This is a genomic window from Chryseobacterium sp. R2ACT005, assembly GCF_049949215.1.
GTDB lineage: Bacteria > Bacteroidota > Bacteroidia > Flavobacteriales > Weeksellaceae > Chryseobacterium.
On sequence record NZ_CP188192.1, the window covers coordinates 3,302,253 to 3,327,330 of the forward strand.

General features: G+C 36.1%; 24 protein-coding genes. 6 read left to right on the top strand and 18 right to left on the bottom strand.

Annotation, left to right across the window (positions count from 1 at the left end; translation table 11 throughout):
• Nucleotides 1-26: 26 nt before the first annotated feature.
• Nucleotides 27-290 carry a heme oxygenase gene (locus tag ACPF63_RS15070; RefSeq protein WP_077415539.1) on the top strand — a complete coding sequence of 88 codons (264 nt, stop codon included), beginning with the start codon at nt 27-29 and terminating at the stop codon, nt 288-290.
• 385 nt (nt 291-675) lie between these two features.
• Complete coding sequence (locus tag ACPF63_RS15075; RefSeq protein WP_077415541.1) at nt 676-1,746, top strand: acyltransferase family protein; 1,071 nt, start codon at nt 676-678, stop codon at nt 1,744-1,746.
• A 106-nt stretch (nt 1,747-1,852) separates the two neighbouring features.
• Here the strand turns inward: ACPF63_RS15075 and ACPF63_RS15080 are convergent, their stop codons facing one another.
• Complete coding sequence (locus ACPF63_RS15080) at nt 1,853-3,490, bottom strand: S41 family peptidase (protein ID WP_426480467.1); 1,638 nt, start codon at nt 3,488-3,490, stop codon at nt 1,853-1,855.
• Nucleotides 3,491-3,638: 148 nt separating this feature from the next.
• Nucleotides 3,639-4,334, bottom strand: a complete 696-nt coding sequence (locus ACPF63_RS15085) for a VIT1/CCC1 transporter family protein (protein ID WP_426480468.1) — start codon at nt 4,332-4,334, stop codon at nt 3,639-3,641.
• Between the two features lie 218 nt (nt 4,335-4,552).
• On the opposite strand from ACPF63_RS15085, the gene lgt reads away from it, so the two are divergent.
• Nucleotides 4,553-5,389, top strand: coding sequence for a prolipoprotein diacylglyceryl transferase (lgt, locus tag ACPF63_RS15090; protein ID WP_077415547.1), 837 nt, complete (start codon nt 4,553-4,555; stop codon nt 5,387-5,389).
• Nucleotides 5,390-5,467: 78 nt separating this feature from the next.
• Here lgt and ACPF63_RS15095 read toward each other — a convergent pair whose 3' ends face one another.
• Nucleotides 5,468-6,223: an SDR family oxidoreductase gene (locus ACPF63_RS15095; protein WP_077415549.1), complete on the bottom strand. Its 756-nt coding sequence runs from the start codon at nt 6,221-6,223 to the stop codon at nt 5,468-5,470.
• A 733-nt stretch (nt 6,224-6,956) separates the two neighbouring features.
• On the opposite strand from ACPF63_RS15095, the gene ACPF63_RS15100 reads away from it, so the two are divergent.
• Nucleotides 6,957-7,379, top strand: coding sequence for a cold shock domain-containing protein (locus tag ACPF63_RS15100; RefSeq protein WP_077415551.1), 423 nt, complete (start codon nt 6,957-6,959; stop codon nt 7,377-7,379).
• A gap of 259 nt (nt 7,380-7,638) precedes the next feature.
• Here the strand turns inward: ACPF63_RS15100 and ACPF63_RS15105 are convergent, their stop codons facing one another.
• The 8 genes from ACPF63_RS15105 to queG form a co-directional block, all read right to left on the bottom strand.
• A complete protein-coding gene (locus ACPF63_RS15105) occupies nt 7,639-9,096 on the bottom strand; it encodes a TolC family protein (RefSeq protein WP_426480469.1) in 1,458 nt (485 codons plus the stop codon).
• Nucleotides 9,077-12,199: an efflux RND transporter permease subunit gene (locus ACPF63_RS15110; protein WP_426480470.1), complete on the bottom strand. Its 3,123-nt coding sequence runs from the start codon at nt 12,197-12,199 to the stop codon at nt 9,077-9,079. The genes ACPF63_RS15105 and ACPF63_RS15110 overlap by 20 nt, the downstream gene beginning before the upstream one ends.
• A 28-nt stretch (nt 12,200-12,227) precedes the next feature.
• Complete coding sequence (locus ACPF63_RS15115; RefSeq protein WP_426480471.1) at nt 12,228-13,316, bottom strand: efflux RND transporter periplasmic adaptor subunit; 1,089 nt, start codon at nt 13,314-13,316, stop codon at nt 12,228-12,230.
• Between the two features lie 60 nt (nt 13,317-13,376).
• A complete protein-coding gene (locus tag ACPF63_RS15120; protein ID WP_426480472.1) occupies nt 13,377-13,673 on the bottom strand; it encodes a hypothetical protein in 297 nt (98 codons plus the stop codon).
• Nucleotides 13,674-14,005: 332 nt separating this feature from the next.
• A complete protein-coding gene (locus ACPF63_RS15125) occupies nt 14,006-14,458 on the bottom strand; it encodes an SRPBCC family protein (RefSeq protein ID WP_426480473.1) in 453 nt (150 codons plus the stop codon).
• A gap of 51 nt (nt 14,459-14,509) precedes the next feature.
• The gene (locus ACPF63_RS15130) at nt 14,510-15,157 is read right to left on the bottom strand and encodes a murein L,D-transpeptidase catalytic domain-containing protein (protein ID WP_426480474.1); all 648 of its coding nucleotides are present in this window, start codon (nt 15,155-15,157) and stop codon (nt 14,510-14,512) included.
• Between the two features lie 3 nt (nt 15,158-15,160).
• Nucleotides 15,161-15,844: a TIGR02117 family protein gene (locus tag ACPF63_RS15135; protein WP_426480475.1), complete on the bottom strand. Its 684-nt coding sequence runs from the start codon at nt 15,842-15,844 to the stop codon at nt 15,161-15,163.
• A gap of 358 nt (nt 15,845-16,202) precedes the next feature.
• Complete coding sequence (gene queG / locus ACPF63_RS15140) at nt 16,203-17,141, bottom strand: tRNA epoxyqueuosine(34) reductase QueG (RefSeq protein ID WP_180565808.1); 939 nt, start codon at nt 17,139-17,141, stop codon at nt 16,203-16,205.
• A 174-nt stretch (nt 17,142-17,315) separates the two neighbouring features.
• Here queG and ACPF63_RS15145 point away from each other — a divergent pair, with 174 nt between their 5' ends.
• On the top strand, nt 17,316-17,615 hold the full coding sequence (locus tag ACPF63_RS15145; protein ID WP_077415567.1) for a rhodanese-like domain-containing protein: 300 nt from the start codon (nt 17,316-17,318) through the stop codon (nt 17,613-17,615).
• 27 nt (nt 17,616-17,642) lie between these two features.
• Nucleotides 17,643-18,260: an HD domain-containing protein gene (locus ACPF63_RS15150; RefSeq protein ID WP_426480476.1), complete on the top strand. Its 618-nt coding sequence runs from the start codon at nt 17,643-17,645 to the stop codon at nt 18,258-18,260.
• 74 nt (nt 18,261-18,334) lie between these two features.
• Here the strand turns inward: ACPF63_RS15150 and ACPF63_RS15155 are convergent, their stop codons facing one another.
• The 7 genes from ACPF63_RS15155 to mutY form a co-directional block, all read right to left on the bottom strand.
• Nucleotides 18,335-19,105, bottom strand: coding sequence for an alpha/beta fold hydrolase (locus ACPF63_RS15155; protein ID WP_426480477.1), 771 nt, complete (start codon nt 19,103-19,105; stop codon nt 18,335-18,337).
• Between the two features lie 15 nt (nt 19,106-19,120).
• Nucleotides 19,121-20,110 carry an NAD(P)H-dependent flavin oxidoreductase gene (locus tag ACPF63_RS15160; protein WP_426480478.1) on the bottom strand — a complete coding sequence of 330 codons (990 nt, stop codon included), beginning with the start codon at nt 20,108-20,110 and terminating at the stop codon, nt 19,121-19,123.
• A gap of 71 nt (nt 20,111-20,181) precedes the next feature.
• Complete coding sequence (locus tag ACPF63_RS15165) at nt 20,182-20,679, bottom strand: hypothetical protein (RefSeq protein ID WP_426480479.1); 498 nt, start codon at nt 20,677-20,679, stop codon at nt 20,182-20,184.
• 60 nt (nt 20,680-20,739) lie between these two features.
• The gene (locus tag ACPF63_RS15170; protein ID WP_077415575.1) at nt 20,740-22,107 is read right to left on the bottom strand and encodes a peptidylprolyl isomerase; all 1,368 of its coding nucleotides are present in this window, start codon (nt 22,105-22,107) and stop codon (nt 20,740-20,742) included.
• 86 nt (nt 22,108-22,193) lie between these two features.
• Nucleotides 22,194-23,117: a PfkB family carbohydrate kinase gene (locus ACPF63_RS15175; RefSeq protein ID WP_077415577.1), complete on the bottom strand. Its 924-nt coding sequence runs from the start codon at nt 23,115-23,117 to the stop codon at nt 22,194-22,196.
• A gap of 27 nt (nt 23,118-23,144) precedes the next feature.
• Nucleotides 23,145-23,702 (bottom strand): gliding motility lipoprotein GldD, encoded by a 558-nt coding sequence (gene gldD / locus ACPF63_RS15180; protein ID WP_047381079.1) that lies wholly within the window; start codon nt 23,700-23,702, stop codon nt 23,145-23,147.
• 44 nt (nt 23,703-23,746) lie between these two features.
• Nucleotides 23,747-24,781, bottom strand: coding sequence for an A/G-specific adenine glycosylase (mutY, locus tag ACPF63_RS15185; RefSeq protein ID WP_426480480.1), 1,035 nt, complete (start codon nt 24,779-24,781; stop codon nt 23,747-23,749).
• Nucleotides 24,782-25,078 lie beyond the last annotated feature (297 nt).

The window sequence follows — 25,078 nt, forward strand, 5'->3', positions numbered from 1 at the left end:
TTTTCATCTTATTAAATATTTTTGCAATGAAAACAATACATTTCTTTCGATTTAACGATTATATTTTCCGTAAAATTCCTTTTTTTAAGGAAGAACACAGACTGAAAACCGATGTAACAGAACTTGATTTAATGGATATTGAAATAGTAACCGAATATATCGTAAAAACAGATGATGATTTTAGCTTCGACAACACATCAAGAAATGATCTTCTATCAATGTGCAAAAAAGCTCAAAAAACAATTGAACATTACTTTGTGATAAAATTAGATCAATATGATTTTATATGAAATTATTATTTATTGTCCTCAAGAGCTTCATACTCAATAAAACTGTTGATGATAATTATACCTTACAGTTTCTCTGATAAATAAAAAAACGCTCTCGTTTTCATGTTACTGTAGCGTCAATAAAAATTGTTAAGTTGCTATAAAATTGAAGTCTTTACTAAATATCTTATTAAAATAATTTGTAGAACAAACCAGAAAAATAAAGCCAATTAAAGTTCATACAATAAATAATTTCACTTTTACTCTTGTTGTTATAACTCTTATTTTTCAAATATTAGAAATATAATAATCTAAGCCTAAACACATTCATTAATAAAGTATTAGTAATATTATTTTTTAACACATTCAGATTTTAATTTTCTTTACTTTTGCGGAAAATTTTTTTATGAAGATAAGATTTGAGTTTCTTGATGGAATAAGAGGAATTTCTGCGTTATGGGTAGTTTTGTATCATTCTTTATTATTTAATGGCTATTCTGCAGCTCATGATATTAAATGGTCTAATGACCTTGTTCTCTATTTTATACAAAAAGCTACGTCAATTGGTCATTTGGCAGTATCTATATTTATAGTTCTTTCCGGTTTTTGCCTTGCGATTCCAGTGGTTAACAATAATATGGAAATAAAGGGAGGGTTTAAAAGATATATTAGCAGAAGAGCCAAAAGATTAATTCCGCCCTATTATATTGCTTTATTGTTATCAGGATTAATGATTTTATGTTTCCCCTTATTACAAACAGCACAAAATACAGCCTGGGATAGTAAAATACCTGTTACTTTTTGGTCTGTTATCAGTCATATTGGATTATTTCATAATTTAAATTCTTCATGGGTTTATAAGATCAATGGAGCACATTGGTCCATAGCTACAGAATGGCAGATTTATTGGCTTTTTCCTCTCATGCTTATACTTTGGAAAAAAACTAATAAATATGTCTCATTTATTATATTCGCTTTATTGGCATTATTATTAAAAAAGCTGATTCCAATGGCAAAACCTGAATTTATAATTCTATTTTTCATGGGAGTTATCTGTTGTTATTTATCATTTAAAAAGACAACAATCAATAAATTTTTAATTCCTTTAGCTGTAATTCTTTTCATAGGAAGCTTATCACTATTCGCATTGTTAGATATTAACAGTTTTTTAATGATATTAATTACAGGGGTAACATTCTCTTTTTTATTGTATTCATTAGTCACATACAAAAAAGCAACAGGAAAATCAATCATTATTCTTGAAAGCAAACCATTAGAATTTTTAGGAAAAATATCATACAGTTTATATCTTATACACGGTCCGTTCCTTGCATTAATAAATCTTTATTTATTAAAAAACTTTGAACTCACAGATGATACCCGGCAATGGGTGATCTTTGCATTTATTTTTATTTTTATTATCCCTATAACCACTATTTTTTATCACCTGGTTGAAAAGAGATTTCTAAATAAGTAATAATTACCTCTCATGAAATAAAATATGAGAATAGTTTATTAATACAAAAGACCACCTGCCTTTTGCAGGTGGTCTTATTCTTTTATCTAACTCATCTTTTTTTTAACTAATTCAATCCTTTTAAAACTGCTTCAAGCTCCAGATCCCGTTTCTGAATAATATCATCATCAGAATACTCAATGAATTCATTGATTCTCACACCTACTTTTTGAGTCTGGGAATTGTCATAATAAAAAATACCATTTCCGGTAAATTCCAAGTTATATCCGGCAGGCAGTTTCAATGTTCTGATGTCACCATCTGCACCTGCTGTTCTTTGGCCGATGGTTTTGGACTGAGGAAAAATATTCTGAAGATTCATTGTATTCCACTCGCTCATACTTAAGGACTCCGGATTGACAATCATAAATACCTTTCCCGTGTATGGATGGATGGTTTTATTTTTAATATCAGAATAATAAGTCCCAAAATCTTTATAACTGATTGGAATATAGGTCCCGATATTTTTCACGTTGGGTTTATAGTATTTTCCAAAATGGTTCTCTACGGGCGAGAAGTATTTGTAGACATAATAGAATACAAATCCACCCCAATCCGGATATCCTCTCATATCAAAGACAATAGCCTTTTTTGATGATGCTTCTTGGAAAATAGAATCCATATGATCATCCAGCTTATCATCAGCTATATTGTTTGTAAAAGCAAAAGCATCATTGATTTTAAAATAGGCAATATCTTTATGATCAATTTTGTACTGCTGCTTAAGGCGGGTTTTATTTTGGATGTACTCTGTTACTATTGCTCGTTGTTGTTTGTCTGTGAAATTAATAAACTCTGTATCTGCGTGATAGGCTTTATTATCCTTTGACATTACTTTTAAGTCTTTACGAGGCTGATCATCAGGCCAGATCAGATTTCTCTGGTAATCTGACATCAGATACAACAACGTTTCAGGGTTAGAGGTGGAAAGTAATTCTTTCTTTTCTTTAATAATCTGACGGATACTTTTACCACCAACCTCCGTTATTCTATCTCCAATATGAATATTAGCTTTGGAACAGATTTCAGGTAAAAGAAGCTTAGTAACCAATATATGATCTTTCAATATCACATAATCAAAGGGAGGAAAATATGATCTGTGGAAAATTTCATTTTTATAATTAAGCTGATCATAAAACCTGAAAGAATGGGTATCTTCCATTGAGGAAACTACTTTTGCCAGAATAATCTCAAACTCTTTTCTTGAAGTACAGTGAATAGTTTGGTCTGTTAAATCTGAAAAATAGGCTTCAGCATTTTTATCCATCAGATATTTATGTGGATAAAGATAATCAATCGCACCCTGCAATTTGGCCAATGTCAGCAAGCGGTAGGCAAGCGGCAGATTCTCATCTTTTTTAAATTCGTTTGTCTCAGAAGCAAGTATTTTTTCTTTCTGATCAGCATCAGCAATGAATCTATGGCTGTAGATATCATTCAGTACTATTTTGTTTTCTAAACTGACTTTTTTATTGTTCTGATACCATCTGAAGTCTTGATTGACAGAGAGTACATCTTTCGGAGTATCAATAACCGGAGCACCGGAAAATTTATGATTCAGATTTGCTGATAAAAAGGTAATAACTGCATTTTCATCTGATTTTTCATTCACTCTCCCAATAGTCTCCAAAAACAGGCTGTCGGCATCTTTTTTTCCACTGGCAACATCAGGATGATAATATTTTATGAAATTCCAGGTCTTCATAAAATAGGTGTAGCTATTTTTTTGAGCGCAAACAGTTGCATTCATAACAACCACAAAAAACAAAATAAAAATATTCTTCATTTATCTGAATTTGTGATGTAAAATACACTTTTTAAGGCATATAAAATGTAAATAATTTTTACAGACTTTACGCTACATTAACTCCAAAAATGTGCCCTACAAATGCTGTAATTCCCATTGCAACAGTTCCCCAGAAACAGATCCTCAATACGGCTACTTTAATACTGGAACCTCCCGCTTTGGCAGAGATTGCTCCCAAAAGCATTAAAAATATAATTGAAAATCCATATTGGAAATACACCATTTGTTTAAGTGGTGCTAAAAGAGAAACGCTAAACGGCAATAAAGCTCCCACAGCAAATGAACTGAATGAAGCCATCGCTGCCTGCAATGGTTTCGCCTGCGTTATTTCATTAATACCTAATTCATCACGGACATGTGCTCCCAATGCATCGTGTTCCGTAAGTTCAACTGCTACCTGCATTGCTGTCTCTTTGGTACATCCTCGTTTCTCATACACTTTGGCAAGCTCTCTAAGTTCTATTTCAGGCATTTCTTCAAGCTCACGTTTTTCACGAAGTAAATCTGCTTTCTCGGTATCTTCCTGCGAACTCACGGAAACATATTCCCCCGCTGCCATAGACATCGCTCCGGCAATCATACCTGCCAGTGCCGCAAGAATAATAATATGCCGGTCTGGTTCTGCGGCTGCAACCCCAATGACAATACTTGTGGTGGACAACAAACCGTCATTCGCTCCCAATACAGCTGCACGAAGCCAGCCTACCCTGTTTACATAATGTTTCTCCAACTGATGATGCATAGCTTTTTATTTTGGCGGTCCCCTAAAGTTACCAAATGTTTCATCAAGAATCATTTTAAATTATGTTCATTCTTACCCAAGATAAAGATCTCGTATGCTCAGAAACAGAATTCTATCTGATGTACAAAACGAACCCTTAGCATTCTGAAAATCAAATTGAAAAACAGTAAAATACTTCCATTCGGTTCAGAAATTCCTATTTTCTTATCTTTGCAGGAATGAATTTATTATATATCAACTGGGATGTGAATCCCGAAATCGTCAATATCTTAGGATTTCCTTTAAAATATTACGGGCTGCTATTTCTTGCAGGACTGGTTTTATGTTTAAATATTTTAAAACGTATTTATAAAAAAGAAGGCCTTAGTTCGCAGGCTCATGAAGCTTTATTCTCTTACGCACTTATAGGAATTTTGGTGGGTGCCAGACTGGGACACTGTCTTTTTTATGATTTTGATTATTATTCCCAGCATCCGCTTGAAATATTGCTGCCAATTCAGAAGGGAGTGGACGGAACCTATCACTTTACAGGATTTGCAGGACTTGCCAGCCATGGTGGTGGTATCGGATTGGTGATCATGCTTCTTATCTATGCGAGAAAATTTTCTATCCCGTTCATGACGGTTTTAGATGCTATAGCGATTGTACTTCCGTTGGGTGGTACTTTTATAAGGCTTGCCAATCTTATGAATTCTGAGATCATAGGAGTTCCTACGGACGTTCCATGGGCTTTTATTTTCCATCAGGTAGATAACCTTCCGAGACACCCTGCCCAACTTTATGAAGCGATCTCTTATTTTATTATTTTCCTTTCTGTGTATTTTATTTATAAGAAAAACATATTTAAAATCGGAAAAGGGTTTTATTTCGGAATCAGTATTCTGCTGATCTTCATTATGAGAATTCTGATTGAGTTCATCAAGGTAGACCAGGTAGAATTTGAGCACGGAATGATTCTGAATATGGGACAGCTGCTAAGTATTCCTTTTATTCTTCTCGGTTTATTCTTTATCATCAAAAGTATATTGGAAAAAGGAAAGGTAAAAACCACTTAATTTTCTGATTTTCTTCTAAAATAAAAACTCACTGAAAGCTGTTTTCAGTGAGTTTCTTTTTTATGATTATCTGATAGATTATCTTGTGGTATATCCTCCGTTAGCAAAAATGGTCTGCCCGGTAATCCACCAGCCTTCTGTTACCAGAAATTCTACCAGCGGAGCGATATCTTTTATATTTGTAAGTCCTCCCAATGCTGATGCTGATTTATGATAAGCAACGGCATCATCTGTTTCCTGTCCATAGAAGAAAGGAGTATCCATTGGTCCAGGGGCTACAGCCGTTACAGAAATTCCTCTTGCTCCGAATTCTTTAGAAGCAGCTCTTGTAAAATGCTCTACAGGAGCCTTTGCTCCGGCATAAGTAGAATACAGTCCTGTGTAAGCAGCCAGCAGTGAAGTAACAATGGTACAGATCTTCCCGTGATCGTTCAGTTTTTTACCTGCTTCCTGCAAAAAGAAGTAAGCTGATTTTGAATTGACATTGAACATGGTATCATATTCCGCTTCTGTAGTCTCTGAAAATGGTTTTTTCAGTACCATTCCTACGGTATTGATTGCAATATCAATCCCTCCGAAACGGGAAATTGTTTCATCAAAGAATTTTGTAATATTGTCTACTTTGGTAAGATCTCCCTGGAACAAAAATGCTTCTGCTCCTAATGCCTGTACCTCAGCAAGTGTTTTTTCGCTATCTGCTTTTGAACTTTCACTGTTATAATGTATTGCCAGTTTTGCTCCTTTCGCAGCAAAATCTCTACTTAAAAGTCCTCCAAGGTTTTTACCTCCTCCGGCAATTAAAACAACTTTTCCTTTTACATTTTGTGTTGACATCGATTTTATTTTTAAATGTTAATGAGACAAAGATGAATAATAAAAATGGTCTCAACATGGTGAAGTTTTCGGGAATTTTAGAAAACTGCAAAGTGATTATCAGCTGATATTATGATTCTCAATGTAAACTAAGACAGAAACATTTATTTTTTTTATAAACAACATTTTTTAATAGAATGCTATTTACCAGCCAGATATGACCCAAAACATCCCTTTCATATTAAACAAAGTTATATAATTCACTATTACGCATCAATTTTAGGCATAACATTTGATGCTTTTCCAGCCGTATTATACACCACTTCATTTTTATAATATATTTTTTTATAATCCTCAGTCTTCTGAGGATTTTTTTATGCCCTTGTTCTGGCTCTCATTATCGTCTTACATTCAGACTATAAAGGTATCCCGGCAGGTCTGCCGTAAAACCATTTCTGATAATCAATCATTTAAAACCTGATAATTCATTTTATTGTTGTATATTTGTACATTAAATAACCAAGTCTATACTTTGTTTTCTGTAACGACCCGAATATTTTTTATTCAGTCTTTGCTTTTTGAGCAGCCATATTTTAAACTTTTATTCTTCTACTAAGAACAATACTTGTCGGAATTTTAAAGCTCTGTATGATTGGGATTATCCAAAACAGAAAACATAGCCAGGCTTTATAAGGTCTAAAACGGACCAGATTGAACCAATTAATTTATAGAAACTAAATACTAAAAATAATTTATGGCAGATTCTTTTTCTAAAAAGGAAAATTTCAAGAAAAAAATTCAAAAGCAAAAAGAAAAGGCGCTAAGACGCGAAGATCGTAAGACGAACAACAACAAAGGAGCGGAGGACGTCTACATGTATGTAGATGAATTCGGAAGATTAACATCTACTCCACCTGAACAAAGACAGGAAGTAAACCTTGATGATATTCAATTGGGAGCAGCTCCTATTATTGAGGAAGATCCAAGAAAAACTGGAATTGTTACTTTCCTTAGTGAAAAAGGGTATGGCTTCATCACCGAAGATAATAACAAAGAAAATATCTTCTTCCACAACAACAACTGTGTGGAGCCGGTAAAAAAAGGAAACAAAGTATCTTTCGAAAAAGAGAAGTCTCCTAAAGGATTTTCAGCTGTTGAAATCCAGATTGTTAAATAATACTTACACATAAAATGATTCTGCCTGTAAAGCAGGTTTGTTTTAAGAAATATAGAAAGGGACTGTCTCAATGAGACAGTCTCTTTTTTTGGACATATAAAAAAAGTTAACTCAACTTATAAAAAGTTAGATTCTAACGCAATATCCTTGAATTATTTTAATTACCATTACGGGAACCCGCAGAACATAGTTAAAGTTTAAAAATATAAAATAAGCTGTCTTTTTGGACAGCTTATTTCATCATAAAAAAAAGTAAAAATTAATCCAGTTTCCCACCCAGCGCTTTAAACAGCAGGACGTTATTTATGGTATTCTGGTGCTGGAACTGTAATAAATCCAGTTCAGCAGTCAGTTTGCTCTTCTGAGAGTTGATCAGTTCAAAATAATTGGCATATCCTGTCAGATAGAGATCGTTGGAAACCTCCACCCCACGATCAAGAAAACCTACTTCCTCTGATTTCAGTTTCAGAACACGTTCATAGATCTTAGTCTGTTTCAGGATCGACTGAAGCTCATTAAAAGCAGTCGTAATACTTTTCTGATAGTTTAAAAAAGCAATTTCCTGCTCCTTATTCGCTACCTTGAATTCATATTTCAGTTGTCCCTTATTAAAAACAGGCACCATCAATCCACCCAACAATTGCCCTGCCAGTGAACTTGGTTTAAAAAATGTCTCTATAGAGAAAGAATTCAGTCCGAAGTCGGCTCCAAGATCAATTTTAGGATAAAATGCAGCCCTTGCAGCTTTTGCATCAGCCTGAGAAGCCTCTAAAACATAATAGTTTGCGGCTACATCCGGTCGGGAATGGATAACTCCTTCTACATTAATTGTTTTATTTAAGACTTCCATATTGGTAGGCATCAATATTTTTCCACGTTTTACATCTCCGCCATAACTTCCCGTGAGTGTAGTAATAGCCTGTTCTACAGTAACAATTTCTACCCTTATGTGTTCAATCTCTGCCAGCCAGTTGTTATTCTGCGCTTTGAACTGCTGTACAGCTAATTCTGTAGCTTTTCCCACTTCACGCTGTGCCAGAACAATTTCAAATGCTCTCTGCTGGAGGTTGTAATTCTTCTGGTAAATAGCAAGACGATTGTCTAAAGCCACCAGCTGATAATATAAATTGGCAATATCTGTAAAAAGTTCTACCTGCAGCAGTCTCAGCCCTTCTGTGGAAGCCAGATATTTCTTCTGGGCAGCAATCTTTTTGTTTTTCAGTTTGCCCCACGCATCAATTTCCCAGCTGCTCCTTGCTCCAAGCCCGTAATTAGGCGTAAAATTTCTATTGATCTTCTGATCTTCCGTAATATTGGGAGAAAGATTGGTATCATAGTTCCCGACTCCTTCCATGGTATATTTTCCATACCGGTTGCCGGAAGCCTCTACTCCTACTTCAAGGGAAGGCAGTAAATCCATTTTTGATCTTTGAAGGAAACTGTTGGCAATCTCCACTCTTTGCTGCGCAATCTGGAAATCCGGATTGGTCTGAACCACTTTATCAAAAAGTTCAAGCAGCTGCGGATCTGTAAAATAAGCCTTTAAGTTGATCTGCTGGAATTCATCCGGAGATTTAGATTTATTGTTATCAGCTTTGATAATTTCCTCTGGCAATTCCTGAGCTTTTTTCAATTCGGTTACTTTTGGAACAGCACATGAAACCAGGCTTAGTGAAGCAATTCCGTATATTATATTTCTATGATTTAATCTTTTCATCTTTCTTCTTATTTTCAAGTTTTGCAAAGAATATATACAGTCCCGGAATCACTACCAATCCGAAGATGGTTCCTATCAGCATTCCTCCTGCTGCTGCTGTACCAATGGAACGGTTACCTATTGCTCCTGCTCCTGATGCAATACATAATGGAATAAGCCCTGCTACGAATGCAAAAGAGGTCATCAGAATAGGTCTCAGACGCTGTCTGGCTCCTTCAATTGCTGCAGGAATGATATCGTATCCCTGTTTATTTCTTGCCACCGCAAATTCTACGATCAGGATAGCATTTTTAGCCAAAAGTCCAATCAGCATGACCAATGCTACCTGTGCATAAATATTATTATCCAATCCCATAAGTACCAATGCGACATAGGAACCAAAGATTCCCGTTGGAAGGCTTAATAATACCGGCATAGGAAGAAGAAAGCTTTCGTATTGTGCAGCCAGTAAAAGATAGACGAATAAAAGGCAGATCGCGAAAATATAAACAGTCTGGTTTCCTGATAAGATTTCTTCTCTTGTCATTCCGGACCACTCAACATCAAATCCTCTTGGCAGTGTCTCTTTGGCAACACGTTCTACAGCAGCAATGGCATCCCCGGAGCTGTATCCGTCCGCAGGTTCTCCATTGATCATCGCAGACATATACATATTGTATCTCGTCAGTACTTCAGGTCCGTACACTTTTTCAATGGTGATGAAGGTAGAGAAGGGAATCATTTCACCTTTATCATTCTTTAAATATAAATTCAGAATACTTTCAGGGGTATCCCGATGCTCCGGACTTGCCTGTACCATCACTTTATACATCTGACTGAAACGGATAAAATTCGTGGCATAATAGGATCCCAGCATGGTCTGTAATGTGGACATCGCATTGTCTACTGAAACTCCTTTCTTCGCTGCCATATCATAATCCACATTGATCATATATTGCGGGAAAGTGGCATCAAAACTGGTAAAACTGTTCTGCAGCTCCGGAGCTTCATTTAGTTTTTTAACAAAGTCCTTGGTGATTTTATCTGTGTTCTCAATGGTTCCTCCGGTTCTGTCCAGCAAACGCAGTTCAAAACCACTGGTATTACCGAATCCCGGAACTGTGGGTGGGGCAAAGATCTCAATCTGGGCATCTGCAATGCTTTTAGTTTTATCAGAAAGCTCCGTGATCAGATCGTTCACTGAAATATTTCTTTCTTTCCAGTCTTTAAGATTGATCATCGCCATTCCGTAGGATGAACCTGCGATTTCCGTTACAATACTGTACCCTGCAAGAGTGGTCACGTTTTCTACTCCTTTAATTTTCTTGGCAATAACAGTCACTTCATCCAGCACTTTTTCAGTTCTTTCTACCGTTGCTCCCTGCGGAGTAGTGACACTTACATACACCATTCCCTGATCTTCCATTGGAATAAATCCGGTTGGCAGGAATTTGCTGGTCACAAAAGTCAATCCAACGAATAAAAATAACAGTCCAAAAGTAACCGTAGTTCTCGTCGCAAATTTTGATAGAATACTTACATATCCATTGGTCAGCCTTTCAAAACCTGTATTGAAACTCTGGAAAGCTCTGTCAATGATTGTTTTCCTCTTATCGTGATTGTGAGGTTTTAAAATAATCGCACAAAGCGCTGGCGTAAGAGTCAATGCATTCACTCCGGAAATCACAATACTGATTGCCAATGTCAGTGAGAACTGACGATAGAATACTCCTACCGGACCATCAAGAAATGCTACAGGAATAAATACTGCTGACATTACGATGGTAATAGCCACTACCGCTCCTGCAATTTCTTTGGTTGCACTGATGGTTGCATCCATTGCATTCATTCCTTCTTCCATTTTCACATGGACGGCTTCAACGACGACAATGGCATTATCAACCACAATTCCGATGGCAAGAACCAATGCAAACAATGTTAAAAGGTTAACAGAGAAATCAAGCATATTCATGAAGGCAAAAGTTCCTACCAATGCTACCGGAACAGCCAACACAGGAATCAAAGTGGAACGCCAGTCCTGAAGGAAGATAAACACCACAATTCCTACCAGAATAAAGGCTTCGATAAGAGTTGTCAATACCGCACTGATGGAAGCATCCAGGAATCGGGAAACATCATACGCCATATTGTACTCCATTCCGGGTGGGAAAGATGTGACTTTTAATTCTTCCATTTTTGCCTTTACACTTTCAATAACCTCGGAAGCATTGGAACCGGGACGTTGTTTCATCATGATGGATGCGGATGGTCTTCCGTCTGTTTTGGAAACCATTCCGTAGTTCATCGCTCCGAATTCAACTTTAGCAATATCTTTAAGCTTTAAAATTGTTCCGTCAACATCAGATCTGATGGGAACTTCTTCATATTGTTTAGGCTCAAAAAACTTCCCTTTATATTTGATCACATATTGAAGCTGGCTGGAAGTCTTTCCTGACGTTTCTCCTACTTTTCCGGGCGCTGCAGAAATATTCTGTTTTTGTAATGAAGTGATCACTTCATCCGCAGAAATATTGTAAGCCGCCATTTTCTGTGGATCCAGCCATACTCTCATCGAATATTCTTTCTGCCCCATAATCTCGGCACGGCCCACTCCATCAATACGTTTCAATTCCTGAAGGACATTAATATCCGTAAAATTATAGATGAACTGCTCATCCTGGCTAGGATCTGTACTTGTTATATTGAGGTACATCAGCATACTGTTCACCTCTTTTTCAGTGGTAACTCCGGCTCTGATTACCTCTTCAGGAAGTTCGTCAAGAATGGTTGTCACCCTGTTCTGAACGTTTACCGCTGCTACATCAGGATCTATTCCCACTTCAAAGAACACCTGAATAAGGGTAAGACCGTCATTGGAAGTAACCGTAGACATATATGTCATTCCCGGCACTCCATTGATTGCCCTTTCCAGAGGAAGAGCAACCGCATTGGCAGATACTTCGGCATTGGCTCCTGTATATTTTGCCGTAACGGTTACTGAAGGCGGTACGATATCCGGAAACTGGGTAATAGGCATCTTTAATAAAGCCATAATTCCCAGCAGTACAAATAATATGGAAATAACCAACGAAAGCACCTTTCGTCTTATAAACATTTCTACCATAGTCAATAGATTTAAAGATTATGAAAGGTTAATACTTCTTTTTGATTTTGATGATATCACCATCTTTCAAAGACTGAGTCCCTTCATAAATGATTAAATCTCCTTTTTTAAGACCGTTTTCTACCATATAAGAATCTCTTAAGGTAGTTCCGATCTTAATACTGGTCATTTTCACTTTATTCTGTTTATCCATAACAAAAACATACGTCTTATCCTGGATGGAGAAGGTAGATTTTTGTGGAATAAGAATAGCATTATTCTGTTGTTCAGAAATAATAAGTTTCCCGGAAGTTCCGTGTTTAATCAGACGGTCCGGATTCGGGAAAAGTACTTTATAACGAATGGAACCCGTGGCTCTGTCGATTTCCCCTTCAGCGGTTTTTAAAGCGCCGTTGAACTGATAATTGACTCCATTGGGCAGCGTCAGCTCTATCTTTTGATGACTTCCGATCTTATCGTTGGCCAAAAGCTCAAAATACAGATTTTCAGGAATGGAAAAATACGCATATACTTCATTCAATTGAGACAGCGTAGTCAATAACGTCCCATTTTCTACCAGACTTCCGTCTTTATGAGGAATCACGTCAATTACCCCATCAAAAGGTGCCGTTATCCTTGTAAAGCTTATTTTCTGAAGAACCGTTCTCTTTTCTGCATCGGCAAAAGCATGTTTTGCTTTGGCAGAGGACAGTTTTGCTTTCACCATTTCCAACTCATTGTTGGCTACAAATTTTTTAGCATGAAGACTCTGAATCTGCTTCAGTTCTACTTCTGCTATACGAACATCAGCTTCAGTCTGCTTTAATGTCGCATTAGCTTTCAGAAGTTCCATCTGCAGCTCGGCATCATTGATTTTAAATAAAGCCTGCCCCTGATGTACAAACTGTCCCTCGTTTACATAAATATGCTGTATAATACCTCCGATTCTGGACCGCATTTCAACATTTTTTTTAGCCTGGATATCGGTGACAAACTGGTTGCTTACCAGTGTATCTTTTTCTTTGATTTCCAGTACGGGAACTTCTTTGTCTTTTTTATTATTTTTCTCCTTGTCTTTACTGCATGACACAGCGAATAATGTTGCCATAAAGCAAATTATCACAGTTTTAAAATACATTTTTAAATGTTTAAGTTATAAAATTTTCGTTATAGTAATTTGATATTCAATAACTTAAACCTAGTACAACTGGAGGAGATGGAGAAAGGATTTAACTCCACAAATAGTAGATACAGCAATCTCCGGAAGGATGATTTTCGGAATAACTTTTAAAATTCCTGAAAAATCCGCAATTGTGGGATCACTTTTTTTGACGGAATGTTTTACAATTTTGGCAGCTGCAGGCAATGCATGCGTGTTCATATCGGCCTCTTCGTACACATCCAGAAGATAAATATTGGTTACATGGGGAACATGAGGAATATTCTGCAATGATTTTTCTGCCCAATTCGAATTGAAAAGGGTAAAAACCAGCATGATATAAAATAAGATAAATGACCTCAGACCTGCCATGTCAACCAGAACACATTAGTTTTTTAGTAAAAACGATATGGTGCAAAAATAGTGATTTCTACTGGGAAATCCGATCATTGAACTGTTAAAAAAACTTAAACAATGGATGAATAATTCCAATAATTGGAATTTAGATTCTTGCGGAATGACAAACAGAACGTTATATTTATTCATAGCCTCTGTTATTCCATAGGAATTTAGATAAAATCATTAAAGGTTTTGGCTAAAGCCAATTGATTTTGCTTTTATTTTTAACGGGCTAAAGCCCATTCCTATTGAATAATTAAAATTAATAGCTAGAACAATTTCCTGAGCACTCTGAAACGGTAATCAAAAATATGTTCCAGTTTCTTTTTAACGAAAAGACGGTGAGCAATTTCGCCTAGAAATCCCATAGGAAGTTCATAATCTATGGTATCTCTCATCAGTACGCCTTCTTCATTGGGAATAAATTCATGATGGTGGTTCCATAGTTTGTATGGGCCTTTTTTCTGGAAATCAATAAAGCTTTTTTGAAAATCGACGTGGGTTATTTCTGTCTGCCATTTCATTTTAATACCAAACAATGGAGAAACATAATAGTCGATGAGCATTCCTTCATAGATTTCATCATCATCCATTTCCGTCAATACAATAAAGCCCATATCTTTCGGGGTAATTTCTGAAAGGTTATTGGCTGAAGAAAAGAATTTCCAGGCGGTTTCTATATCACAATTGAGCTGTTGTTCGCGGAAAAGCGTATGTTTCATAAGACGGAATCAATTTACATGATTGTTATGAAGCAAATGTATAACAAAGATTTAATTATATATCCACATCAGAACGGGTTTCTTCGAGTACTGAATCATCGGATCAATTTCCTTCATAGCATTGTTGGAAACAGTAGGACAACCCCATCCTTCGGGAGATCCTTTGGGAAAGACTTCATCATCACTCATCATGTCCCAGGAATGAAAGACAATAAATCTTTTTAAAGCATTGCTGTTTGTTTCCTCAAGTCCGTGCATCAGGTATTTGATATTAATTCCCCAGTCGCTGTACCCTCTTCCTTCAAGCTTATATTTTCCTAAAGAGGAAAGGTGGCTTCCATCTTCATTACTGAATCCCGGATTTGCTTTAGAATCGTCTTTACTCCATGAATTGGAACCACAACCATGGCCTACCAGGTATTTTTTGGAGATCTTATTATTTTTAAAATCCCAGACAAAAAACCGGTTCACTCCGGAATGGAGACTCATATCAATAAGAATACAGAAATCATTATTAAGGTTCTTTGAATTACAGAACTTCAACGCTTCTTCGGCTTTCATTTTTATCCCGGATAAGTCTGCTGCAGGCTTCTTTTCAATAGTAGCAGGTATTTCAGCAGTATGTATGGTACTGCTTTTTTTCTCCTGAGAACATGAACACAACCAAAACGCGATGAAAAACAGATAAATTCCCTTCATGAATTATTTATAGTGCTGAAAAATTCCGAAATCTGATGGAGTCCAAAGTGCTGCTTTCTGTCCTGCAGCCTTTAAAGCATTATTTGACCATGTATTGCAGGTGTAAAGAAAGCTGTAAGTCCCTTTGGCATCATAAAAGGCATCATTATCACTATACACTGCATTTGTAGGAATTAACATGAAATGACCGTTCTGATCTCTGTCAAATTTATCTTCTACAAATTTTACCAGATTCTCATACTGGTTTCTGCTGATCATAATCATTTTACAGTCGTCTCCTTCTTTCATTGTATTATAATAAGTACAGTGCATAGCGGAATCACTAAGCCAGAATGCTGCTTTTACAGCGGTTGAAAACTTCAGATCTGCCCATGTAGGCGTATCAAGATAGAATCCTTTGTCTCCCCAGCCTATTCCGATATACTGATAATCTGTTTTTTTTGATTTTGTATTGGCGAAAGGAATTTTCATGCTCCAGTCCTGCAGATCATTTTTTACAGGCATTACTATATCAGTATGTACTCCGTTGGTATAAATATAAATCGGAATTTCTTTCTTCTGTCCATCATTTTTAGCCGAAACCGGAATATAGGGAATCAGTAACCCCAGGATTACATAAATCACCACAATTCCTAAAATAATTCCTACCACTTTCAGGAGATACATTAATATAGTTTTCACAGTCATGTTTTAATAAAATTTAATCTTTAATTTTTAGTAAAAGTATTTGTTTTAATCGAAAAATTAGCTATATTTAGTTACGAAATATTCACAAATATGCGTAAAACTATCAAATCCCAAAAAAGGTTTAAAGTAAGAGTAAAAACTGCTCCTAAAAGAATACAAAAAAAACGTTGATTTTCGGTGAGATTCTGATCTCCTGAAAGTCATTTTTTCTTTATAGGAAACGGTTTTCAATTAACTTATTGATACAAATCTTTACCTCCTTAAAGCCAAAAATTTAAGGAATGGTCGATTATCAGCTCTGGTTTGGAACTATAAAAAATTCCGAAGGAGGGATCGTCACCGAAAGTTCAGGGAAAAATCAATCAGAAGACTTCTGTAAAAACTCAATATTTCGCTTCAAACCTGCAAATTTGGTTCTTTTTACGGGGGATTTCCTGAAGATTTCAGAGAAAATTTCCTGGGTAATTTCTTTCCATTCTCCTTTTTTAAAGTTTTTCAGGGCTTCATTGGGTTTGAAACGGCTTTGTTTGTTGGGAGCTGAAAAACGGTTCCATGGGCAAACATCCTGGCAGATGTCACAGCCAAACATCCAGTCTTCCATTTTATCTTTAAAATAATCCGGAATTTCATTTTTGAGTTCTATGGTTGCATAAGAAATACAACGGCTTCCGTCAATAATTTTCTCCGAAACAATAGCATCCGTGGGACAGGCATCAATACATTTTCTGCAGCTTCCGCAATGGTCTGTAGTGGCATGATCGGCAATCAGTTCCAAATCGCAGATAATTTCAGCCAGAAAGTAAAAAGATCCGTTCTGTTTGGTAATGAGGTTTGCATTTTTTCCTACCCAGCCGATTCCAGATTTTCGGGCCCAGCTTCTTTCCATAATGGGTGCAGAATCTACAAAAACCCGAAATCCGAACTCTCCTATTTCCTCCTGCAGCTCTGCAACCATCTCACGAAGGATTTCTTTGATTACTTCATGATAATCTTCTGCATAAGCATATTTTGAGATCTTGTAATTTTCTAATATTGAAATTTTTTCCTCGGGAAAGTAATTGTATGAAAGTGAAATAACAGATTTGGAACCCTCTACCAAAAGCCGGGGATCAAGTCTTTTGTCGAAATGATTTTCCATGTACTTCATTTCGCCGTTATAATTGTTCTTCAGCCATTTTTCAAGATGGGGAGCATCTTCTTCCAAAAAATCAGCTTTAGAAATGCCACAACTCTGGAATCCAAAACTTTTTGCCTTGGACTTTATCAGTTGGGAATATTTTTCAGCGCCTGCATTCATAATTTCACACTGCAAAATTAAGATTATTTTATCAATCTTCTGATTTCTGTGGAGGTTCATCTGAACTCCTGTTTCTATCCTGCTTCTTTTCTGAAAAATTATGTTTTAATTAGGATTTTTTTCAAAAAAAAATTACGTAATTTCGTTTCTAATTTAATGTTTAAACCAACAACTATGTCTTTAATAGAAGTAATACAATCCGGAAACTATGAATTAATTGACGTTCGTGAGCCAATGGAGCTTGAAATGGACGGCAATATAGATGGTGCTAAGAATATTCCTTTAGGTGAAGTAGAAGATAGACAGGATGAGATTCTATCTATTGAAAAACCTGTCATCTTATTCTGCAGAAGCGGAAACAGAAGCGGAAAGGCATTGGATTATCTTAACAATCAAGGATTAAAGGACGGTTATAACGGCGGAGGCTGGGCCGAGCTGAAGGCTGTTCTGGAATCAAATCAAGGAACTTTTTAAAAGTTCCTTTTTTTATATCTTATTTCTATGGATCTGAAAAATTATTTTGAAACGCTTTGTTCTCCTTTCACCGAAAACAAACAGCTGATCAACAACATGTGGAACGAACTTGAGACCAGATATTCTGAAAAAGGCAGATATTACCACAATCTTTTTCATCTGGAAAATATGTTTCATGAACTTGAAGCGGTGAAAGTTAATATTTCAGATTTTAAAGCTATTGCTTTCTCAGTATTCTACCATGATATTATTTATGATGCCACTTCCAAGTCTAATGAGGAAAAAAGTGCTGCTAGAGCTGAGAAAAGACTTGGTGAGCTTCATATAAATAACAACAAAATCACTATCATTTCGCAGCAGATTCTTGCCACAAAATCGCATCAGAAGTCTGATCATGAGGATACCAATTATCTTTTAGATGCTGATCTTTCTGTGTTGGGAAAAGATTTTAAAACTTATTTGGAATATACTCAAAATATCAGAAAAGAATATTCCATTTACCCTGATTTTCTTTATAAGCCGGGACGAAAAAAAGTACTCAGACATTTTCTGGAACTTGAAAGTATCTTTAAAACAGAGTATTTTAAGGAAAAATATGAGGTGCAGGCAAAGGAAAACATTGCCGCTGAGCTGGAGTTACTGTAACCGGAATTCATTTAATATAAAAAGACACCCGTTAAAAAGGTGTCTTAATTCATATTGTTTATCGTAATTCCAGATTAAGAATACTTACTTATAAATTCTGTTGCTCTTTCCAATACTAGTTCAGGAACTTCTTTGTGTGGTGTATGCCCTGTAGCTGGGATAATATATTTCTCAGCAATTCCGCTTACCTGGGTAACAGTTTTCTCTACCTGATCCAATGTCCCATATTCATCAGCTTCTCCCTGGATAAATAACAATGGGCAAATGATATGCTTCAAGAGATGTTCAATATTCCAAGTTCTGTAATCGTCCCGTGTCCATGTTTCCGTCCATGCTCTGAAAAGCATTTCGACTTTATCACCGTGGTATTTCTGCAAACGTTCTGCAAGATTGTTTGTTTTGTAGGCTTCCCAGGCATCATAAACTCCTTTCAACGTTACATCTTCCACAAATATATGTCCTGCTTCACAAACAACGGCATTTACTCTTTCCGGATATTTTGCAGCGGTGATCAAAGCAATGGTTCCTCCATCACTGTGCCCGAAAAGAATAGCGATATCAATATTCATTTCAACCAATAAATCATTCAAGAGATCTGCTTCCAGCTCCATATAATTTACCGGTCTTTCATGAGTAGGCATCGGATGTGATTTTCCATACCCTAAACGGTCGTAAGCAAGAGTATTGCACTGTGCAGCTTCAGATAATTTAGTTGGAAAGTCTCTCCAAAGCTGTACTGAACCGAGTGAATCATGCAGAAAAATAATGGTAGGTCTGCCTTCAAACGGATTATAGTGTTCTATATATAATTTTTTACCCTTTACATCAATTATTCTTCCTTCCATTAAATCAATTATATTTTAAAATACAGGCATTTTCGTTTCTTCAAATTCTTTTAATAAGTGACTGAAAACAGTTTCCACCGGGAGAACTTCATCAATCAGGGCAGAAACCTGGCCTATTTCCAACTCTCCATCTTCCATATCTCCTTCAAACATTCCGCGTTTTGCTCTGGCTCTTCCTAAAGAGGCAATTAAAGCTTCTTTATCTCTCCCGGTTACATAGATATCTTCCAATTCATTAAAGAATTTATTTTTCACCATTCTTACAGGTGCCAGTTCCTTCAAAGTCAGATGGGTATCTCCTTCCTGCAGTTCTGTGATTTTCTTTTTCCAGTTTTCATGAGCACTGGCTTCTGTAGTAGCGGCAAAACGGGATCCGATCTGTACACCATCTGCCCCCAGAATCATTGCCGCTTTGATCTGTGACCCTAAAGCAATTCCTCCTGCAGCAATTAACGGCTTAGAAATATGTTTTTTAACGTTTGGAATAAGGCAGAACGTTGTTGTTTCATCTCTTCCATTGTGACCTCCTGCTTCGAAACCTTCTGCAACGACAGCATCTACTCCTGCATCTTCACACTTTACAGCAAATTTGGTGGAGGAAACTACGTGAGCTACTTTTATTCCTTCTTTCTGCAGGGTTTCTGTATAAGTCTTCGGGTTACCTGCTGATGTGAATACAATTTTGACTCCTTCTTCAAGAATGATCTGAATGATCTCTTCAATATTAGGATATAACATTGGTACATTTACCCCGAAAGGTTTATCTGTAGCCTGTTTGCATTTCTGGATATTTTCTCTCAGGATGTCAGGATACATACTTCCTGCTCCAATTAAGCCCAATCCTCCACAATTGGAAACCGCAGAAGCGAGTCTCCATCCGGAATGCCAGATCATACCTGCCTGGATAATGGGATATTTAATATTAAAAAGGTGTGAAATTCTATTTTGGGAAGCCTCCATATCATGAAGTTTTTTTGCAGCGTTAAAATCTATAAAATTGCTCATGCGTAAAAATACTAAAAACAACGATTCCAAGGGTCTCCTGTTCGCTAAAAATATACAGAAAACTCATAATATCATCTTTTATAAAGTTCCAAAATGCGGTCAATAACTGGAGTTATTTTCAAAAAAAGCTGAGCAAGCTCACCTATATCTTTCTCTATACTATCTTCTTGTAGCTCTACCCAACCTTGCATTAATGTCAGAGGGCCATAATTTACACTCACATTAGGCCATTCTTTCTGGTATTCTAAAAACTCTTTCCTGAAATTCTGAGCAAAATCTCTGCTGGATATTTTGTAGGCTTTCAATGTTCTTAGTTTTAGGGCATGGGTGTTATAATAGATCTTTTTTTCACGAATCGTTTCATCATTTAACCAAACAGAAAAGAAAATCCGCCCCTCGGCATCCAAAGGTGACTGAGGGTCTCCACTCCATTCCGGATTGTAGACTTTAAGTGCAACAGATTCCAAAACTATATCAACAGACAATTTCAACCCATTATTACAGAGTATTTCTTCAGGAATTCCGGATGTTGCCAATTGAAATTTTCTAAGATAAAAAGCATAATCCATACTCTTATTTTTATCAATATATCAATAAAAAAACCTTCAGAAGTTCTGAAGGTTTTGATTTTATTTTGTCATGGATTGTTTCTTCCAGTTTGACTTAAAGCTACAACTGTCGTAACGTCCGTCAATAGAGATAAAAGTTGTCGGTAACTTAGAGTTGACAAACTTTTCAACCATTTCACTTTTCTTTTTATTCAGCGCCATTTGCTTGATTCTGCTGAAATCTGTTTCCAGTGTAATCTGGTGAGAAGGAATCACATCTTCCACTTTGATGATTTTGATTTCCTTTCTCTTGTTTTCTTCATCTTCAAAAGCTGTAGTGATATCTCCTTTGTTCAATCCTGCTAATTCGTAGCTGATTGTTCCCGGAATACTTTCTCTCTCAATTTTATCAGAACCATCTGCTCCAGGAATTATTCCTGCGTTGAATTTTGTTCTTTTATCATCTGAGAATTTAAAAGCAGCATCTTTAAATGTCATTTTACCACTCACGATAAGACCTCTGATACTGTCTAGTTTTGCTTTTGCAGTTTTAAGTTCATCATCAGTAGGTACTCCTTTTAGCAAGATATGTCTTGCATCATACACTTTACCTGATCTTTTCAGCAACTGGATAATGTGGAATCCGAATTCTGATTCAATAGGATCTGAGATATCATTTTCCTGAAGGTTCAGTGCAGCAGCCTCGAATGGCTTCACCATCTGCCCTTTATTGATATTTTTATATAACCCGCCGTTAGCAGCTGATCCTTCATCTTCAGAATAAATTCTGGCCTGGCTCTCAAAAGTTTCTCCTCCAAGAATATCCTGCTTGATTTTTTTCAATCTGTTGATAAGGTCTTGTTTGTGTGCTTCCGTTAATGTAGGATAGATCATAATCTGAGCTAAAGTAACTTCATCTTTTATCTGTGGCAGCTGTGTTTTATACATATTATAAAAGTCAGTTACCTCATTTGGAGTTACGTCAGCCTTCTCAGTAACTCTCTGGTATTTTGCCTGTCCGTAATACTGGTCAGTATCTATCTTTTCGATAGCATTTTTCATTTCATAAGCATTTCTGAACTTATAAGCGGTAAGCAAAGTTTTTTCATCCGGAAATTGAGAAAGCAACTGACGGTATTTTGCATTAGCCTGTTCTTTGATTGCTGCAGAACGGTTTTCAATTAAGGTATCTTTTTTTGCTTCATATACAAGAAGCTTGTTGCTGATAAGGTTTTCCAGGAACTCACATTTGTCTGTGTTGGCAGCTCCCTGCTGTTTCCCATAATTCATTTGCTCAAGAACATCAGATTCCAAAACAATCTCATCTCCGATAACAGCTGCAATACCATCCACCAAATCTCCTTGTTTTAGCTGGGCATTCATCATATTTGAAGAGAATATCATGATGAAAATCCCAAGAAGAAAAGTGATTTTTAGTTTATTTGTCATTTTACTATTTTAACAAGTTGCAAATTTAGAATTCTTAACGAATTTCACTCAATTTTTTATTATAAATATTTCTTAAAAAGACTTATTTACTGCAGTTCAACATCAAAAGTCGTTAATTCTTTGAATTGTCTCAATCTGCTGAACATATCTGCCTCGCTTACTTCCTCTATTCTTTCTGTTCCGAACTTCTCTACAGTGAATGAAGCCATAGCAGATCCTACGATAAGAGCCGATTTCATTGTTTCGAAATCTATTTTCTCTTTTTTAGCAAGATAAGCTGCAAAACCTCCTGCGAAAGTATCTCCAGCTCCTGTTGGATCGAAAACATCTTCTAACGGAAGTGCCGGGATAGCAAATACTTTATTGTCATGGAAAAGTAAAGCTCCGTGCTCTCCTTTTTTGATGATCACATACTCAGGTCCCATTGTATGAATCTTTTTAGCTGCTTTTACTAAAGAATATTCTCCAGAAAGCTGTCTTGCTTCTTCATCATTAATAGTAATTACGTCTGTTTTCGCAATCATATCCATTAAGATATCCCATGCAGAATCCATCCAGAAGTTCATGGTATCAAGGATAACCAATTTCGGACGGTTGTTCATTTTTTCAAGTACTGATAACTGAACTCCAGGGTGTAGGTTTCCAAGTAACAAAATTTCGGCATCCTGCATTGAATCCGGGATTTTCGGATCAAAATTCTCCAGCACATTTACTTCTGTAGCCAAAGTATCTCTTGTGTTCAGATCATTGTGGTATTTTCCAGACCAGAAGAATGTTTTTCCTTCTTTTACGATTTCAATTCCTTCGATATTTATATCTCTGTCTGTGAACATATCAAGATGTTCTTGTGGAAAGTCTCCTCCTACTACAGAAACAATTCCGGATTTAACGCCTAAAATTGATGAAGTGATTCCGATATAAGTGGCTGCACCTCCTAAAATTTTATCCGTTTTACCAAATGGTGTTTCAATTGCATCAAATGCAACACTTCCTACAACTAAAAGTTTCATATATTTTTCAATGTATATTAAAAGTAATTATTTTTTCCATTCAAAAGAGTCCAGCATGTGTTTCATATCGTTTTTGATATAGTTCACTGCAGGTGCAAGAGAATCCGGTTTCGGTCTCGTATTAAAGTATAAGTAAGCAGTAACGAAGTGTTTCGTACTGTCTGTAATGTAAAACTGAAGGTTGGAAGCACTCTGCCCTTTCAGCTCATAGAAGTTCCCGTATACTTTTTTTTCAGGGTATTCAAAGGATTTCGTATCTATAGAACTGGCTTTGATGGTATGCTCATATACCATTTTTTCAGCTTCTTTGATATGGTCTGCAAAGTCATTTTGTATCGGGTAATAGGTAACGAAAAGCTTTGCCTTCATTTTAGGATAGTTCACATAGAACCAGCAAGGTTTTTTAGCAGGAGCAATAGTAGCAAAGTCCGAGTACTCAAAGGTATAGGCACAATCGTTTTCAAACTTTTGGTATTTCGGTGTTGGATATTCAAGACGCAGTTCTCCATAAGGTTTGGGTGAAGGGTCTTTTCCACATGAAATTAAAAGCAGTGATACAAAAATAAAAATGACTTTTTTAATCATTTTGCAAAAGTACAAATTAGATTTCAGATTTCGGAAGACAAATTTCAGTCTTTCAGAGAGTTTTGAATGTAATTTTCCAAAGGCTTGGGAAATGATTTTCCGTGAGAGCCTTCAACATCTGTAATCAGGTATTGATTTTCAGCTATAAAATCATTCCATATCTTTTGTGAAGTGACCTCAACATTCAATATTTCAATACTTAAATTCTTATGAGTAAGTTTATGAGCAACCGTTTTTGAACCTGTAATAAATGGTTCCATATCCGATGAAATACCTGCAGGAAACTCAAATAACTTTTTCCATATGAAATCGTCTGTTCTCTGACGGATCAGAAATTGGCCGTTTCTGTGGACAAAATAATAAGTCAAAGCAAGATCTTCGGCTTTTATTTTTTTTGTTTTTACAGGATAATCTGAAGTCTTTTGCATAGAAAATGCCAGACAGTCTTCATTGATGGGACATTCTCCACAAAGTGGATTTTTGGGTTTACAGATCTCTGAACCTATATCCATCATCGCCTGATTAAAGTCCCCAACTTTTTCCGGCATCACCAAAGCAGCCAGCTCAGAGAAATAGGTAAAAGCTCTGGAATTCGAAATATCAAAATCATCAGCAAAAAGGCGGCTCAGAACACGATAGAAATTCCCGTCAACAGCAGGCATTTTTCCACCGAAACAGATACTTGACACGGCTGCAGCGGTATATTTCCCTACTCCTTTTAATTTTAGAATTTCTTCATATTGATGAGGAAAGACACCCTGGTAATCATCCATGATCTGTTGGGCAGCTTTATGAATATTAATGGCTCTTGAATAATAGCCCAATCCTTTCCAATACAATAAAACTTCATTTTCCTCAGCTTGCGCCAACGTTTTTACATCGGGAAATCTTTTAATGAAATTATTATAATGATTCAATCCCTGATTGATCCTTGTCTGCTGAAATACGATTTCACAGATCCAGATTTTATACGGATCTTTTGTCTGTCTGAAAGGCAAGTCTCTTGCATTATTTCTATACCATTCCAGGATTTTGTTGCCAACGTATAGAAATTCTGAGGCTGTTTTATTTTTTTCCAAAAACCAATCTTGTTTTAAATCATTGAAGAGATGATTTTCTCTTCCTCTTTAACATTATTTTCAATGCTGCAAAGATAGGTTTATTTTATTTTTTAGACCTGTTTAAAATTTTTAGAAAGAGTTTAAACAGATGCTCCAGAATTTTTTGAAATATGAAAGCAATAATAATATTTATTGTTTTCTTTATTAATGAGATGCCATTTACCTTTAAATAAATTACTGGCAATATTTTCCGAATGAATTTCATCATTCGTTTGTTTTTCTTATTTAGACTGTTTACAAGAGTATGGGAGAAGT